At 74.2% G+C, this 13858-nt stretch carries 14 protein-coding genes; 7 read left to right on the forward strand and 7 right to left on the reverse strand.

All coding sequences use genetic code 11. The annotated features are described in order from the left end of the window. The coding region (locus PKA89_RS15625; RefSeq protein WP_324421081.1) for a DUF1524 domain-containing protein at positions 1 to 1018 on the forward strand (1018 nt) is incomplete at its 5' end. Positions 1019 to 1033: 15 nt separating this feature from the next. On the opposite strand, the gene PKA89_RS15630 is transcribed toward PKA89_RS15625, so the two are convergent. Further along, complete coding sequence (locus PKA89_RS15630; RefSeq protein WP_324421083.1) at positions 1034 to 1744, reverse strand: hypothetical protein; 711 nt, start codon at positions 1742 to 1744, stop codon at positions 1034 to 1036. 97 nt (positions 1745 to 1841) lie between these two features. Here PKA89_RS15630 and PKA89_RS15635 point away from each other — a divergent pair, with 97 nt between their 5' ends. Further along, positions 1842 to 3560: an aminotransferase class V-fold PLP-dependent enzyme gene (locus tag PKA89_RS15635; RefSeq protein ID WP_324421085.1), complete on the forward strand. Its 1719-nt coding sequence runs from the start codon at positions 1842 to 1844 to the stop codon at positions 3558 to 3560. Here PKA89_RS15635 and PKA89_RS15640 read toward each other — a convergent pair. Continuing rightward, positions 3557 to 3889, reverse strand: a complete 333-nt coding sequence (locus tag PKA89_RS15640) for a DUF952 domain-containing protein (RefSeq protein WP_324421086.1) — start codon at positions 3887 to 3889, stop codon at positions 3557 to 3559. The genes PKA89_RS15635 and PKA89_RS15640 overlap by 4 nt on opposite strands. A gap of 106 nt (positions 3890 to 3995) precedes the next feature. On the opposite strand from PKA89_RS15640, the gene PKA89_RS15645 reads away from it, so the two are divergent. After that, complete coding sequence (locus PKA89_RS15645; protein WP_324421088.1) at positions 3996 to 4376, forward strand: hypothetical protein; 381 nt, start codon at positions 3996 to 3998, stop codon at positions 4374 to 4376. A gap of 26 nt (positions 4377 to 4402) precedes the next feature. Further along, positions 4403 to 4885 (forward strand): GNAT family N-acetyltransferase, encoded by a 483-nt coding sequence (locus tag PKA89_RS15650; RefSeq protein ID WP_324421090.1) that lies wholly within the window; start codon positions 4403 to 4405, stop codon positions 4883 to 4885. Positions 4886 to 4908: 23 nt separating this feature from the next. On the opposite strand, the gene PKA89_RS15655 is transcribed toward PKA89_RS15650, so the two are convergent. Beyond that, positions 4909 to 6993: an NAD(+) synthase gene (locus tag PKA89_RS15655; protein ID WP_324421091.1), complete on the reverse strand. Its 2085-nt coding sequence runs from the start codon at positions 6991 to 6993 to the stop codon at positions 4909 to 4911. 51 nt (positions 6994 to 7044) lie between these two features. Beyond that, on the reverse strand, positions 7045 to 7662 hold the full coding sequence (locus tag PKA89_RS15660; protein WP_324421093.1) for a TetR/AcrR family transcriptional regulator: 618 nt from the start codon (positions 7660 to 7662) through the stop codon (positions 7045 to 7047). Between the two features lie 83 nt (positions 7663 to 7745). Between PKA89_RS15660 and PKA89_RS15665 the strand changes: the two genes are divergently transcribed. Together PKA89_RS15665 and PKA89_RS15670 are read left to right on the forward strand one after the other, a co-directional pair. Next, the gene (locus PKA89_RS15665) at positions 7746 to 8378 is read left to right on the forward strand and encodes a hypothetical protein (protein WP_324421095.1); all 633 of its coding nucleotides are present in this window, start codon (positions 7746 to 7748) and stop codon (positions 8376 to 8378) included. Next, on the forward strand, positions 8375 to 10354 hold the full coding sequence (locus PKA89_RS15670; protein WP_324421097.1) for a YhgE/Pip domain-containing protein: 1980 nt from the start codon (positions 8375 to 8377) through the stop codon (positions 10352 to 10354). The genes PKA89_RS15665 and PKA89_RS15670 overlap by 4 nt, the downstream gene beginning before the upstream one ends. Positions 10355 to 10372: 18 nt before the next feature. On the opposite strand, the gene PKA89_RS15675 is transcribed toward PKA89_RS15670, so the two are convergent. Both PKA89_RS15675 and PKA89_RS15680 read right to left on the reverse strand, forming a co-directional pair. Next, on the reverse strand, positions 10373 to 10885 hold the full coding sequence (locus PKA89_RS15675; protein WP_324421099.1) for a DUF2231 domain-containing protein: 513 nt from the start codon (positions 10883 to 10885) through the stop codon (positions 10373 to 10375). Positions 10886 to 11024: 139 nt separating this feature from the next. After that, positions 11025 to 12011: an NADPH:quinone oxidoreductase family protein gene (locus tag PKA89_RS15680; protein WP_324421101.1), complete on the reverse strand. Its 987-nt coding sequence runs from the start codon at positions 12009 to 12011 to the stop codon at positions 11025 to 11027. 64 nt (positions 12012 to 12075) lie between these two features. Here PKA89_RS15680 and PKA89_RS15685 point away from each other — a divergent pair, with 64 nt between their 5' ends. Beyond that, positions 12076 to 13284, forward strand: a complete 1209-nt coding sequence (locus PKA89_RS15685) for an MFS transporter (RefSeq protein WP_324421103.1) — start codon at positions 12076 to 12078, stop codon at positions 13282 to 13284. 24 nt (positions 13285 to 13308) lie between these two features. Here PKA89_RS15685 and PKA89_RS15690 read toward each other — a convergent pair whose 3' ends face one another. Beyond that, positions 13309 to 13650, reverse strand: coding sequence for an antibiotic biosynthesis monooxygenase (locus PKA89_RS15690; protein ID WP_324421105.1), 342 nt, complete (start codon positions 13648 to 13650; stop codon positions 13309 to 13311). Positions 13651 to 13858: the final 208 nt, after the last annotated feature.

Below are 13858 nucleotides of genomic sequence, written 5' to 3' on the forward strand. Positions count from 1 at the left end.
CCTCGCCGCCGCCGTCGTCCTCGCCGGCGTCGGCGGGGCAACGGCCGATCCCGCCCCGCCCCCCTCCGACCTGGCGTCGGGCTCCCCGGCCGCCTCGTCCGGGACCACCGCCACGGACGGCGCGGCGACGCCCTCGTCGACGGCGAGTGCGACGAGGGCTCCCACGCCGACCGCCACGGCGACGCCGACCGCCACCGCGACACCGACGCCGACCGCCCGCCCCGCGCCCGGCACCGCCCTCGCGGCCCTCGCCGCGCTCCCGGTCAAGGGCCGGGCGCCCCGCACCGGCTACGACCGTGCCCTCTTCGGGCCGGCGTGGACCGACGTCGACCGCAACGGCTGCGACACCCGCAACGACGTCCTGCGCCGCGACCTGCGCGCGCTGACGCTCAAGGCGGGCACCCACGGCTGCGTGGTCCTCACCGGCACGCTCACCAGCCCGTACACCGGGCAGAGGCGGTCCTTCGTGCGCGGGCAGGGCACCTCGAGCGCGGTCCAGATCGACCACGTCGTCGCCCTGTCGGACGCTTGGCAGAAGGGCGCGCAGCAGCTGGGGGGCACGGTCCGCACGGCGTTCGCGAACGACCCGCTCAACCTGCTCGCCGTCGAGGGCTCGGTCAACCAGTCCAAGGGGGACGGCGACGCCGCCACCTGGCTGCCACCGCTCAAGGCCTCCCGCTGCGCGTACGTCGCGCGCCAGGTCGCGGTCAAGCGCAAGTACCACCTGTGGGTCACGGCGGCCGAGCGCGACGCGATCCGGCGCATCCTCCTCACCTGCCCCGCCCAGCCGCTGCCCACCGCCCGGGCGGTGCCCCTGGGGGGCGGGCGGGTGGTCACCGGCACGCCGACCCCGACGACGAGGCCCCGGACCACGACGCCGCCGGCCACCACGACCGACCCGCGGTTTCCCACGTGCAAGGCGGCCAAGGCCGCGGGGTACGGGCCGTACCGGCGTGGCGTCGACCCCGAGTACGGCTGGTACCGCGACGCCGACTCCGACGGCATCGTCTGCGAGTAGCCGGCGGACCCGCGGTCAGCTCCCGAGGGCCCCGACCGCGCGGGCGACGATGAGGAGCGAGACGACGAGGGCCGCGGTGGCCTGCAGCGCCATGAGCAGCTTGGCCCGCGAGCTGAGCGGCATCGTGTCGGTGGGGCTGAACGCGCTCGAGTTCGTCACGGACACGTAGAGGTAGTCGACGAACACCGGGACCCAGCCGCTCTGCTCGCTCGAGGTCGCCTTCACCTCCCGCACGGTCTGCGCGTTCTCGTCCTGGGAGAAGCGCCACTCGGCCGGCGGGAGGCGGTCGCGGCGCTCGCGATGGCGCGAGACCGGGCCGCCCCGGTCGAGCTCCCAGTACAGGAGCGCGAACCCGATGACGTTGGTCAGCCACACCTGGACCGCGCCGACGAGCAGGCGGTTCGGGTCCTCGTCGGAGTTGAGCGTCGCGACGAGCATCCCCAGGGCGACGAGGTTGGTCCCGATGACCACGGCGGCCAGTCCCACCGACGCCCAGCGCGACCAGCGGGTCTGCCGGACGAGGCGCACGGGGTTCACCGCGACGAGGGCGACGAGCAGGAGCACCTCGAGCGCCGGGATCGCCAACCGGGGGCCGACGAGGAGCGGCTGGGGCAGGAGGGCGTAGGTGACGATGGCCACGAGCACCGCGATCGACGGCGGAAGCCGGTGCTCGCCCTCTCCGGAGCGGCGGTGCTGGAGCTCGGCGTCGAGGTCGTCCTGGCCCACCGCACCCTCCTCGTCGACACCCCGGGACACGCGCTGTCGCCCGTCGGTCAACGCTAGCGGGCGCGGCGCCGCGAACGGACGTGGGACGCTGAGGGGTATGGGTTCGAGCACTGCCGCCGACGGCCGCGCCGAGGCGCTGCTGCGGCACATCCGGGAGTCGGTCATCGGCGAGGACCACGTGATGGAGACGCCGTACGGGCGGCGGCGGGTCACCTACGCCGACTACACCGCGAGCGGGCGGGCGCTGTCGTTCATCGAGGACTTCGTGCGCGACGAGGTGCTGCCGGCGTACGCGAACACGCACACCGAGTCGAGCGGCACCGGCCTGCAGACGACCCGGCTGCGTGAGGAGGCCCGCCGGATCGTCCACGACGCCGTCGGCGGGGACGACGACACGGTCGTCGTCTTCGCCGGGTCGGGGTGCACCGGCGCGATCGACAAGCTCGTCGGGGTGCTCGGGCTGCGCGTCCCCAGCGCCCTGGAGGACCGGTGGCACCTCACCGACGTCATCCCCGCCGACCAGCGACCGGTCGTGTTCATCGGGCCCTACGAGCACCACAGCAACGAGCTCCCGTGGCGCGAGACGATCGCCGACGTCGTGACCATCCGCGAGGACCCCGACGGCCGGATCGACCAGGCCGACCTCGAGGCCCGGCTGGAGGAGCACGCCGGCCGGCCCCTGCTCATCGGGTCCTTCAGCGCGGCGAGCAACGTCACCGGCATCGTCAGCGACACGCACGGCATCTCGGCGCTGCTGCACCGGCACGGCGCCCTCGCGTTCTGGGACTTCGCGGCGGCGGCACCGTACGTCGAGATCGAGATGAGCGCGCCGGCCGGCGGGGACCCGCTGTCCTACAAGGACGCGATCTTCCTCTCGCCGCACAAGTTCATCGGCGGTCCCTCGACCCCCGGCGTCCTCGTCGCCCGTCGCGAGCTGTTCGCCAACCGGGTGCCGGTGACACCGGGTGGCGGCACCGTCGCCTACGTCAACCCCGAGGACCACGCCTACCTGCCCGACCCCGCACACCGTGAGGAGGGCGGCACGCCGGCGATCATCGAGTCGATCCGCGCCGGGCTCGTCTTCCAGCTCAAGGAGGCGGTCGGCACCTCGACCATCCGGGCCCGCGAGGAGCGCTTCCTCGAGCGGGCCGTGCGGGCCTGGCGCGAGGAGCCGGCCATCGAGATCCTGGGCAACCTCGACGCACCCCGGCTCTCGATCGTCTCCTTCGTCGTCCGCTCGCCGGCCGGCCGGCACCTGCACCACAACTACGTCGTCGCGCTGCTCCACGACCTCTTCGGCATCCAGTCCCGCGGCGGCTGCTCGTGCGCCGGCCCGTACGGGCACCGGTTGCTCGGCATCGACCTCGAGCGCAGCCACGAGTTCGAGCGCGAGATCACCGGCGGCTGCGAGGGCATCAAACCCGGCTGGGTCCGGGTGAACTTCAACTACTTCATCTCCGACACCGTCGCCGACTACGTCGTGGAGGCCGTCCGGATGGTCGCCCGCGACGGCTGGCGTCTCCTCGGCGACTACACGTTCTGCCCGGAGACGGGGCTGTGGCGCCACCGGCAGGGCGTCGTCGAGCCGCCGCTGCGGCTGGCCGACGTCCGCTACGGCGACGACGGCTCGGTGACGATGCCCTCGAGCGACCTGCGCGGCGGGGAGGAGATGCTGGCCGAGCACCTGCGCGACGCGGCGGCGGTGCTGGCCGCTGCCACCCCGCCCGAGCTCGACCACGCGGACACCCACGTCTCGGCCGACTTCGAGCACCTGCGCTGGTTCGACCTCCCGGAGGGCGCCGTCGTCGCGCCCTAGCGGGGAAGGGCCCGCACCTCGGTGACGGCCTCGACGTCGAGTGGGCCGTAGAGGTGCGGAAAGAGCTCATCGGAGCCGGGATGCCCTGTCTCCCAACGCAGCTCGGAGTCCCCGAGGCGGGTCGGGTCGATGGTCAGGAGCAGCAGGTCGCCGTCGTGGTCGGCGTAGAAGCGCTCGAGCACACCGGGCCACTGCGCGGGCGTCGAGAGGTGGACGAACCCGACCTCGGCGAGCGACAGCCCGCGGGTGGAGCGCTCGTACCGGCCGGCGGTGAGGGCGTCCGCCCACTCGACGGCGTCGGCCACGTGGAAGAGAGGGTCGGGGTGCACCGGCCCAGTCTGGCCGACGGGTCCCCGGTGGCGCGGCCCGAGGCCCGTCGGTAACGTCGCCGGCGGTGCCGGTCGGGGGAACGGCGGGCACGACCCACGACGACCCATGGGGGGTTTCCTGATGAAGATCCGCATCCTCGCCGTCCTCGCGGCGGCGTTCGGCCTGGCGCTCGGCGCCGCACCGGTCGCGTCCGCGAACAGCTTCTCCGACCGCTACCTCGGCGCCGGGGCGCACCTCAGCTACAACGACGGGACGGACACGCTCTGCCTCTGGTACGTGAGCAGCGGCTCGTACCGCGCCAGCCTCACCGCCGAGCCGACGGTCGCCGGCCGCGGTCCGACGATCAACCTCTCGGTGGGCCCCGGCCAGCGCAAGTGCGCGTCGCTCGCCACCGCGTACGAGGACAGCCACTACGACTATTACGGCGCCGTCGCCTCCTCGTGCCGGTGCTTCATCCACCGGTACTCGGGCGGCTTCTACAGCTGAGACCGGCTGCGGCATAGGGTCGCGGGGTGACCGAGCGCATCCGCCTCGCGACCCCCGCGGACGTCCCCGACCTCGTCCGGATGGTCCGCGACCTCGCCGAGTACGAGAAAGCCCTCCACGAGGTCGACGCCACCGAGGAGCACGTCCACGCGGCGCTCTTCCCGGACGGCGGGGCGACGACGACGTTCGCGCACGTCGCCGAGGTCGACGGCGACGTCGTCGGGATGGCGGTCTGGTTCCTGTCGTACTCGACGTGGACCGGGACCAACGGGGTCTGGCTCGAGGACCTCTACGTCGACCCCGCGCACCGGGGCAGCGGCCTCGGCCAGGACCTGCTGCGCACCCTCGCCCGGGTGTGCGTCGAGCGCGGGTACCACCGGCTCGAGTGGTGGGTGCTCGACTGGAACGCACCGAGCATCGGCTTCTACGAGTCGATCGGGGCCCGCCCGCAGGACGAGTGGACCCGCTTCCGGCTGGACGGCGACGCGCTGGCGGCCCTCGCGGGCTGACCCGGGCCGAGGCGCCGGACGGCTCAGGCCTCGGGGACGTTCTCCTCGAGCTCGGCGAGCCACGCGGCCGCGCTCGCGTCCGAGGGCATCCGCCAGTCGCCGCGCGGGCTGAGCGACCCACCGGCGACGACCTTGGGGCCGTTGGGGATCGCCGAACGCTTGAACTGGTTCTGGAAGAACCGGCGCAGGAAGACGCCCATCCAGTGCCGGATGGCGGGCAGGTCGTGGGCGACGCGGTCGCGCTCGGGGTAGCCGGCCGGCCACGCGCCGGTGGACGCGTCGGCCCACGCGTGCTCGGCGAGGAACGCGATCTTGCTCGGCCGGTCGCCGCGGCGCAGCACGTGGAAGAGCGTGAAGTCGTGCAGCGCGTACGGCCCGATGGTGTCCTGGGTCGACTGGATCTTCTCCCCCTCGCGGGCCGGCACGAGCTCGGGGGAGATCTCGGTGTCGAGGATCGCGAGGAGGGTCCGGTCGGCCTCGGGGTCGCTGAGCTCGCCGTGCGACACCACCCAGCGGATCAGGTGCTGGATGAGGGTCTTCGGCACCCCGGCGTTGATGCCGTAGTGCGACATCTGGTCTCCCACACCGTAGGTGCACCAGCCGAGCGCGAGCTCGGAGAGGTCGCCCGTGCCGAGCACGATGCCGCCGCGGTGGTTGGAGGTGCGGAACAGCAGGTCGGTGCGCAGGCCGGCCTGGACGTTCTCGAAGGTCACGTCGTAGACCTCCTCGCCGTCGCCCGCCGGGTGGCCGAGGTCGCGGAGCATCTGGGTGGCGAGCGGCCGGATGTCCACCTCCTCCCACTCGATCCCGAGCGACTCCATGAGGTGGACGGCGTTGGCCTTCGTCGCATTGCTCGTCGCGAACCCGGGCATGGTCAGGCCGAGGACGTGCGTGCGCGGGAGCCCGAGGCGGTCGCAGGCCTTGACCGCGACGATGAGCGCGTGGGTCGAGTCGAGCCCGCCGGAGACGCCGATGACGATGCGCGGCATCCGTTCCGGGTCGCCGCCGCCGATGGCCCGCATCCGCTGCTCGAGCCCGGACACCTGGATGTTGTACGCCTCGTAGCAGTCCTGGGCGAGGCGGGACTCGTCGTCCGGGACGAACGGGAAGCGGTCGACGGTGCGGCGCAGGCCGAGGTCGCCGCTCGGCGGGCGGAGGCGGAACGGGACCACCCGGAAGCCGGCGTCGTCGGCGGAGTAGGCGTCCGCGTTGTCGCCGAACGAGCCCTGGCGCAGGCGTTCCTGGCGCAGCCGGCCGAGGTCGACGTCGACGACGGTGCGGCGCGGGCCGTCGGGGAAGCGCTCGGACTCACCGAGCAGGTCGCCGAGCTCGTAGACCATCGTCATGCCGTCCCAGGACAGGTCGGTGCTCGACTCGCCCGCGCTCGCGGCGGCGTAGAGGTAGGCGGCGTCGCAGCGGGCGCTGGCGCTGCGGGCCAGCAGGTGGCGGTCGTCCGCGCGACCCACGGTGATGGGGGACGCCGAGAGGTTGAGCAGCACGGTGGCGCCGGCGAGCGCGGCCTCGTGGCTCGGCGGCACCGGCACCCAGACGTCCTCGCAGACCTCGGCGTGGACGACGAGGTCGGGCAGGTCCTCGGCGGAGAAGAGGAGGTCGGGCCCGAACGGGACCTCACCGTCGGCGTCCGAGCCCGGCCACTGCGGACGGACGAGGAACTGCCCCTGCTGCCTTGCGCCGGAGGCGAACCAGCGCTTCTCGTAGAACTCGCGGTAGGTCGGCAGGTACGACTTGGGGGCGACACCGAGGACCTCACCGCGGTGGATGGCGACGGCGCAGTTGTAGAGCCGGTTGCCGTGCCGCAGCGGGGCGCCGACGAGGAACAGCGGGGTGAGGCCGGCCGTGGCCTCGGCGACGGTGACGACCGCGCGGTCGACGGCGTCGAGGAGGACGTCCTGGAGGAGCAGGTCGTCGATCGCGTACCCGGAGAGGGAGAGCTCGGGGAAGAGGGCGACGGCGACGCCGTCGTCGTGGCAGGCCCGGACCTGCTCGACGATGCGCCGGGCGTTCTCGGCGGGGTCGGCGAGGGCGACGGGCAGGGTGCACGCCGCGACCCGGGCGAAGCCGTGGGCGTAGGCGTTCCGGAACTCCATGACCCCGAGGCTAGTGGCCGGGCGGGGGTGGCGAGGTGGTGCCGGGGTCGGTCAGTCGGCGAGGACGACGGCCTGCATGAACCGGGTGGCCTCCTCGACGAGGTCGTCGATCGGCTCCTCCGGCGATGCCTCGAGAGCACGCAGGGCGACCTCGTTGAGGCCCCCGACGACGCAGACCGCCTCGAGGTGGGTCAGCCGGCGCACCGCGGTGCCGGCGTCGCGCGCCTGCTCGAGCATCCGGAGCAGGGTGTCCGCGTGCCGGTCGACGACCTCGCGGCGGGCCCGCACCCCGCGCTCGCCGAGGGTCTGGACGTCGACGACGTGCGCCCGCCCGAGGGCGCGGTCCTCGGTGAGGAAGGTGAGGAAGGCGCGGGCGGCGTCGTGCAGCTGCACGGTCGCCGGGGTGGCGCCGGGGGAGAGGGCGGCGTCGACGGCGGCCATCAGCTCGGCGCTGCGGGTGCGGTAGAGCGCGAGGAAGCACTCCTCCTTGTCGGCGAAGTGCTCGTAGAAGGTGCGCTTCGAGGTGCCGGCGAGGCGGGCGACGTCCGCGATCGTGGTGGCGGCCAGTCCCTTCTCCGCGACCGCCGTCGCGAGGCCGGTCTCGAGCCGCTCGCGCACCGGCTGCGTGCGGTCGGTCGGTCGCTCGAGTGTGGGATTGGCGGTGTCCATGGCTGGTACTGTACCGTACCACTGTGCTGGTACCGAACGGTACCGCTTCGCGCAGAACCGAACGTCAGCCCCGAGGAGTCATCGTGCAGCTCACCGCCGACGCCGTCGCCGTCGCCGGGACGCGCAGCCCACTGGTCCGTCCGACCTCCTTCACCGCGCCTCCCGCCCGCGTCACCGCCGTGGCCGGCGACCCCGGCTACGGCCAGGTCGCCCTGGCCCTGGCCCTCGCCGGCCGGATGCCCCTCGCCTCCGGGCGGGTGCTGCTCGACGGCGTCGAGGACACGCCGTCGCTGCAGCGGCACGTCGCCCTGGTCGACGTCCCCGAGGTGTCGGCACCGGAGGACGGCCTCGCCGTGCACCACGTCGTCGCCGAGGAGCTCGCGTTCGCCGGGCGCCCGTCGGGGCGTCGCGCGGTGGCCGCGTTCCTCGAGCGGCACGGCGTGCTGGCCGCCGCGGACGCGCCGTTCGAGAGCCTCGCTCCCGAGGAGCGCGTCCGCGTGCTCACCTCCGCCGCGGCCGAGCGGGCGGCCACCCGGGTGCTCGTCGTGACCAACCCGGACCGGCGAGGCGGCGACCCGCGGCTCTGGTGGCCGCTACTCGGGGCGCACGCGGCCTCGGGCCTCACCGTCGTCGTCCAGCTGACGCATGCGACGATGCGCCAGCTCGCGCTGCCGGTCCGGGCCGAGCTCGGCTCGGTCGAGGAGGTGGCGGCATGACCGCGCTCCGCCTCGCCCTCACCGAGCTCCGCCGCATCGGCGCGAGCCGGGTCGGCCGGCTCGCGCTCGTCGCCATGGTCCTCGTGCCGTCCATCTACGGCGGGCTCTACCTCTACGCGAACGACGACCCGTACGGCCGGCTCAGCGAGGTGCCCGCGGCCCTCGTCGTCGAGGACGCGGGCACGACGCTCTCCGGCGGCGAGCGGCTCCGGGTCGGCGACCAGGTGGCGACGACGCTGCTCGACAAGCACACGTTCGACTGGTCGCGCGTCTCTCGGGGCCGCGCGGAGTCCGGTCTGCGCGACGGCGACTACGACCTCGTCCTCGTGCTGCCGCGGTCGTTCTCCACCGACCTCGCGAGCAGTGCCACGAACCATCCGCGGCAGGCGACGCTCGAGATCCGCACGAACGACGCGAACAACTACCTCGCCCGGACGATCGCCAACACGCTCGTCAGCCAGGTCACGGCGTCGGTGGCCGAGCAGGTGAGCAGCACCGCCGCGAGCCGCTTCCTCGAGGGCTTCGCCGACATCCGCGCCCAGGTCGTGGACGCCGCGGACGGCGCGAAGCAGCTCGCCTCCGGGGCGTCCACGGCCGCCGCCGGTGCGTCGGACCTCGCCGACGGCGCCGACCGGCTGCTCGCCGGCCAGCAGCAGCTGGCTTCGGGCGCGGACGACCTCGCCTCGGGTGCGGGTGACCTGGCTGACGGGCTCGGGACGCTGCGCTCGAAGACCGCGTCGCTGCCGACCCAGACACGCCGGCTGGCCACCGGGGCCCGGCAGGTCGCGGACGGGAACGCGCAGGTGGCCGCTGCCGGCCGGCAGGTCGCCGCGGCCGCCGACGGCCTGCTCGGCGACCTGACGACGACCCGCGGCCGCCTCGCCGACGACCTGCGGGCCGCCGGGTTCACCGACGCGCAGGTGCAGACCGTGCTCGCCCGGCTCGACACGCTCTCCGGTCCGGTGACCGACGCCAACGCGAAGGTGCAGTCCACGTCGGCCGACCTCGGCCGTCTCGCCTCCGGCGCGAACCAGGTCGCCGACGGTGCCGAGCAGCTCGCGACGGCCGCGCCCGCGCTGAGCAGCGGCATCGCGCAGGCGGCGGACGGCAGCGCGCAGCTGTCCTCGGGTGCGCAGCGCCTGGCGGCGGGCGAGCACGACGCGCTCGACGGCTCGCGGCAGCTCGCATCCGGCGCGCACGACCTCGACTCCGGCCTCGGCACGCTGTCGACCGGGGCGACGAAGCTCTCGGACGGCCTGGCGAAGGGCGCGGACTCCATCCCCGACCCCTCGGAGGCGCAGCGGAAGGCGATGGCCGAGACGATCGGCAGCCCGGTCGCGGTCTCCCGCGACGCCGAGGCCGCCGCCGGCAGCTACGGCGCCGGTCTCGCCCCGTTCTTCATGAGCCTCGCCCTGTGGATCGGCGGGTTCGTCCTCTTCACCCGGATGCGGGCCCTGTCGGCGCGCGCCCTCGCGGCCGGGCAGCCGGCGTGGCGGGTGTCGCTCGGCGGCTGGCTCGGCCCGGCACTGCTCGGCGGGGCACAGGCCGTCGTCGCCTTCGGGGTCGTCGCGCTCGGCGTCGGCATCGACGTCGCGCACCCGGTGCTCCTCGGGCTGTTCATGGTGCTCGTCTCAGCGGCGTTCCTCGCCGTCATCCACCTGCTCATGGCCCGCTTCGGGGTGGTCGGGCAGTTCATGGCCCTCGTCCTCATGGTGCTCCAGCTCGTTTCCGCCGGAGGGACCTTCCCATGGCAGACGCTTCCGGGACCGCTGCACCCGCTGCACCACGTGCTGCCGATGTCGTACGCGGTCGACGGCGTGCGCCGGCTCATGTACGGCGGGCCGACCGCGCAGCTCGCGCTCGACGTCGCCGTCATCGGGGCGTGGGGCGTCGGGGCACTGGTCCTCGGGGCGCTCGCCGCCCGGCGGGCCGGGACGTGGACGGCGGCCCGGGTCAAGCCCGAGCTCGCCGCCTGACGTCGGTCGGCGGGAGGGTCAGTCGTCGCCCTCGCCGCCGGCGGGGGCGGGCTTGGAGCCGACGTCGCTCCACACCGCCTTGGCGCCCGAGTGGCCGACGAGCGTGACGTCGACCGCGAGGCCGACGGCGGCGACGACGCCGACGACCGCGAGAATGCGGAAGAGGCCCGACGCGCCGGTGCGCCCGTCCTCCGGGGTCGTGGCCCGGTCGCGGCGCCACACCCACCAGAGCACGGCGGCGACGAGCGTGGCGAGCAGGACGACCCAGGGGAGCACGTCACCCATCTCCGCGTGCTCGTGCACGAGGTCGCTGCGTCCGACCCGTTCCTCCAGCGACTCCCCGGAGGACGAGGCGAGGAACGAGAAGACCGTCGCGAGCGCCCCGACGGCCACGGTGAGCCAGCCGCTCCAGGCACGGAACCGGGCGCTGACCGAGAAGGCCAGGATCATCAGCGCCAGGAGGGGGGTGAGGACGACGACCGCGTGCACCACGAGGGCGTGCACGGGGATGCCGAAGATGGTGTCGAGCAAGGGACTTCCTCCCGGGACGGGGCGTGGTGCGTGGGCACCGGACCCGGCCACTCTGCCGGGTCGGGGAGGCCCGGACCGTCAAGAGAGCGTCAAGACCTCCTGTGACCTTCGTCCGCGGTCCGGAGGTCCACTGGCGCCGTCAGGGGGTGAGGAGGACCTTGCCCGTGGCGCGGCGCTGCTCGACGGCGAGGAGGGCGTCGACGACCTCGTCCAGGGCCCGCACCTCGCCGACGACGGGGTCGACCGACCCGTCGCCAAGCAGCGGCAGCAGGTGGTCCCACTGCTGCCGGAGGTACGCGGCGCCCGGGCCGGCCGGGTGGGTCCACCAGGCGCCCCAGCCGACGCCGACGAGCGAGACGTTGTTGAGGAGGAGCCGGTTGACCCGGACCTCGGGGATCGAGCCGGCGGTGAACCCGATGACGAGGTGCCGTCCGCCGGGGGCGAGGCAGCGCAGCGAGTCGGTGAGCCGGTCGCCGCCGACCGGGTCGACGACGAGGTCGACGCCGCGGCCGGAGGTGAGGGCGGCCACGGCCTCGCGGAAGCCGTCGGCGGGCACGACCTCGTCGGCGCCCGCCGTGCGGGCGATTTCGGCCTTGGCGTCGGTGGAGACCACGGCGAGGACGCGCGCGCCCCAGGCCTTCGCGAGCTGGACGGCGGCGGTGCCCACCCCGCCGGCCGCGCCGTGGACGAGGACCGTCTCGCCCGCCGCGAGGCGGCCACGCTCGCGCAGCGCGAAGTCGCAGGTGAGGTAGTTCATCGGCAGGGCAGCGGCCTGTGACCACGTCGTGTCGTCCGGCAGCGGGAAGACCATCGCGGGGTCGACGGCGACCGCCTCGGCGAAGCCGCCGAGCACGGTGAAGGCCGCGACCCGGTCGCCGGGTGCGAACCCGCTGCCGCTCGGGGCGCTGCGGACGAGACCGGCCACCTCGGAGCCCGGGACGAAGGGCGGGTCGGGGCGCATCTGGTAGAGCCCACGGGTCAGCAGGACGTCGGGGAAGCAGACGCCGGCGGCGGCGACGTCGACGACCACCGTCCGCTCGGCGGCGTCCGTCTCCGCGGGGTCGGGGAGCTCGACGACCTCGACGGCCTCGGGTCCGTCGAGCCGGGTCACCTGGGCTGCGCGCATCCCGCCATCCTAGGAACCGAGCCGTTCGGGAATGCGCGGCCGGGGCGGCGCTCTTGCACTCCTCGTGCCCCAGCCCCGCCATCCCTCGCTCGCCACGTTCGCCCTCATCCTCGGCGGCGTCGCCATCGGGACGACCGAGTTCGTGACGATGGGCCTGCTGCCGCAGATCGCGGACGGGGTGGCGGTGACGATCCCGGTGGCGGGGCACGCCATCTCCGCGTACGCGGCCGGCGTGGTCGTCGGGGCGCCCCTCATCGCGGCCCTCGGGGCGACGCTGCCGCGCAAGGGCCTGCTCGTCGTGCTCATGGTGGCGTTCGCGGTGGGCAACGCCCTGAGCGCCGTCGCCCCGGGGTACGGGACGCTCGTGGGCGCGCGGTTCCTCTCCGGGCTGCCGCACGGCGCGTACTTCGGCGTCGCGGCCCTCGTCGCCGTCGACCTCGCACCCTCCGGGCGGGCCGGGCGAGCGGTCGGCACGGTGATGCTCGGCATCCCGGTGGCCAACGTCCTCGGCGTTCCCGGCGCGACGTGGCTCGGGCAGAACCTCGGCTGGCGCTCGGCGTACTGGCTGGTCGCGGTCCTCGGGCTCGCCACCGTGGCGCTGGTCGCCGCGCAGGTGCCCCGCCTGCCGGGCGACCGCTCGCGCACCGTGCGCTCGGAGCTCGGCGCCCTCTCCAACCTCCAGGTGCTCCTCACCCTCGCGGTCGGCGCCGTCGGCTTCGGCGGGATGTTCGCGATGTACTCCTACATCGCCCCGACGGTCACCGAGGTGACCGGGCTGTCGGCGTCGTGGGTGCCCGTGTTCCTCCTCGTCTTCGGCGCGTCCGGGTTCGTCGGCAACCTCCTCGCCGGGCGGATGGGGGACTGGTCGGTGCTCCGCTCGGTCGTCATCGGCATGGTCGGGCTCGGCGTCGCCCTCGGGCTGTTCGCGCTCGTGGCCCGCTGGGTGGTGCCGGCGCTCGTCGTCCTGGCGCTGACGTCGGTCCTCGCCTCGGTCCTCGTCATCAACCTCCAGCTGCGGCTGATGCAGGTCGCCGGGGCGGCACAGACGTTGGCGGCGGCGGGCAACCACGCGGCGCTCAACCTCGCCAACGCATTGGGCGCCTGGCTCGGCGGCGTCGTCATCGCGCGGGGGTACGGCTACACGGCGCCGTCGTGGGTGGGGGTCGGGCTCGCCGTCCTCGGCCTCGCGGTGCTCGGCGTTTCGGTCCTGCTGCACCGTCGCGACGTCACGACCCGGCGTGCCGTGGCCGCGCCGGCCGCTCCGGTCGCCTGACCCGGGTCCGCCGCTCGCGCGCGCTCAGCCCGGCGCCGGCGCTTCGGGGTCGGTGACGCCCACGATGCCGGTCGCGGTGACCAACCGCAGTCGCTGGACCTCGACGCTCGTGACGAAGTCGTCGACGCGGTCGAGGAACGCCCGCGTGGTGGCCTGCGACTCGTGCTCGGCGAGGGCGTCCTCGCTCGCGTAGAGCTCGTAGAAGATGCGGACGTCGGGCTCGCCGTCGAGCGCGTGCACCGCGTACGCCAAGGTGTGCGGCTCGTGGGCGGCGATGCCCGCCACCGTGTCGCGCATCAACGCGTCGAACGCCTCGGCCCGCCCGGGCTTGAGCGTGAACCGGACCACCATGCCGAACTGGGACATCTGCTCCTCCTCGGGACGAGCCGACCCTCCCACGCCAAGCACACGGGCACGGACGACTTCCTCGCTCAGCTCTCGCCGTGGCGCATCAGGAACTGCCCAACGCGCCATGCGATGTTGTAGGGGTTCCACGGCTTGATGTCGACGGGCTCCCACCGCGACCCCGCCAGCCAACCCGGGATGTGGCAGCAGAAGCGGTGGCCCGACGCCT

Source organism: Phycicoccus sp. (genome assembly GCF_035325325.1).
In the GTDB taxonomy this organism is placed as follows: domain Bacteria; phylum Actinomycetota; class Actinomycetes; order Actinomycetales; family Dermatophilaceae; genus Phycicoccus.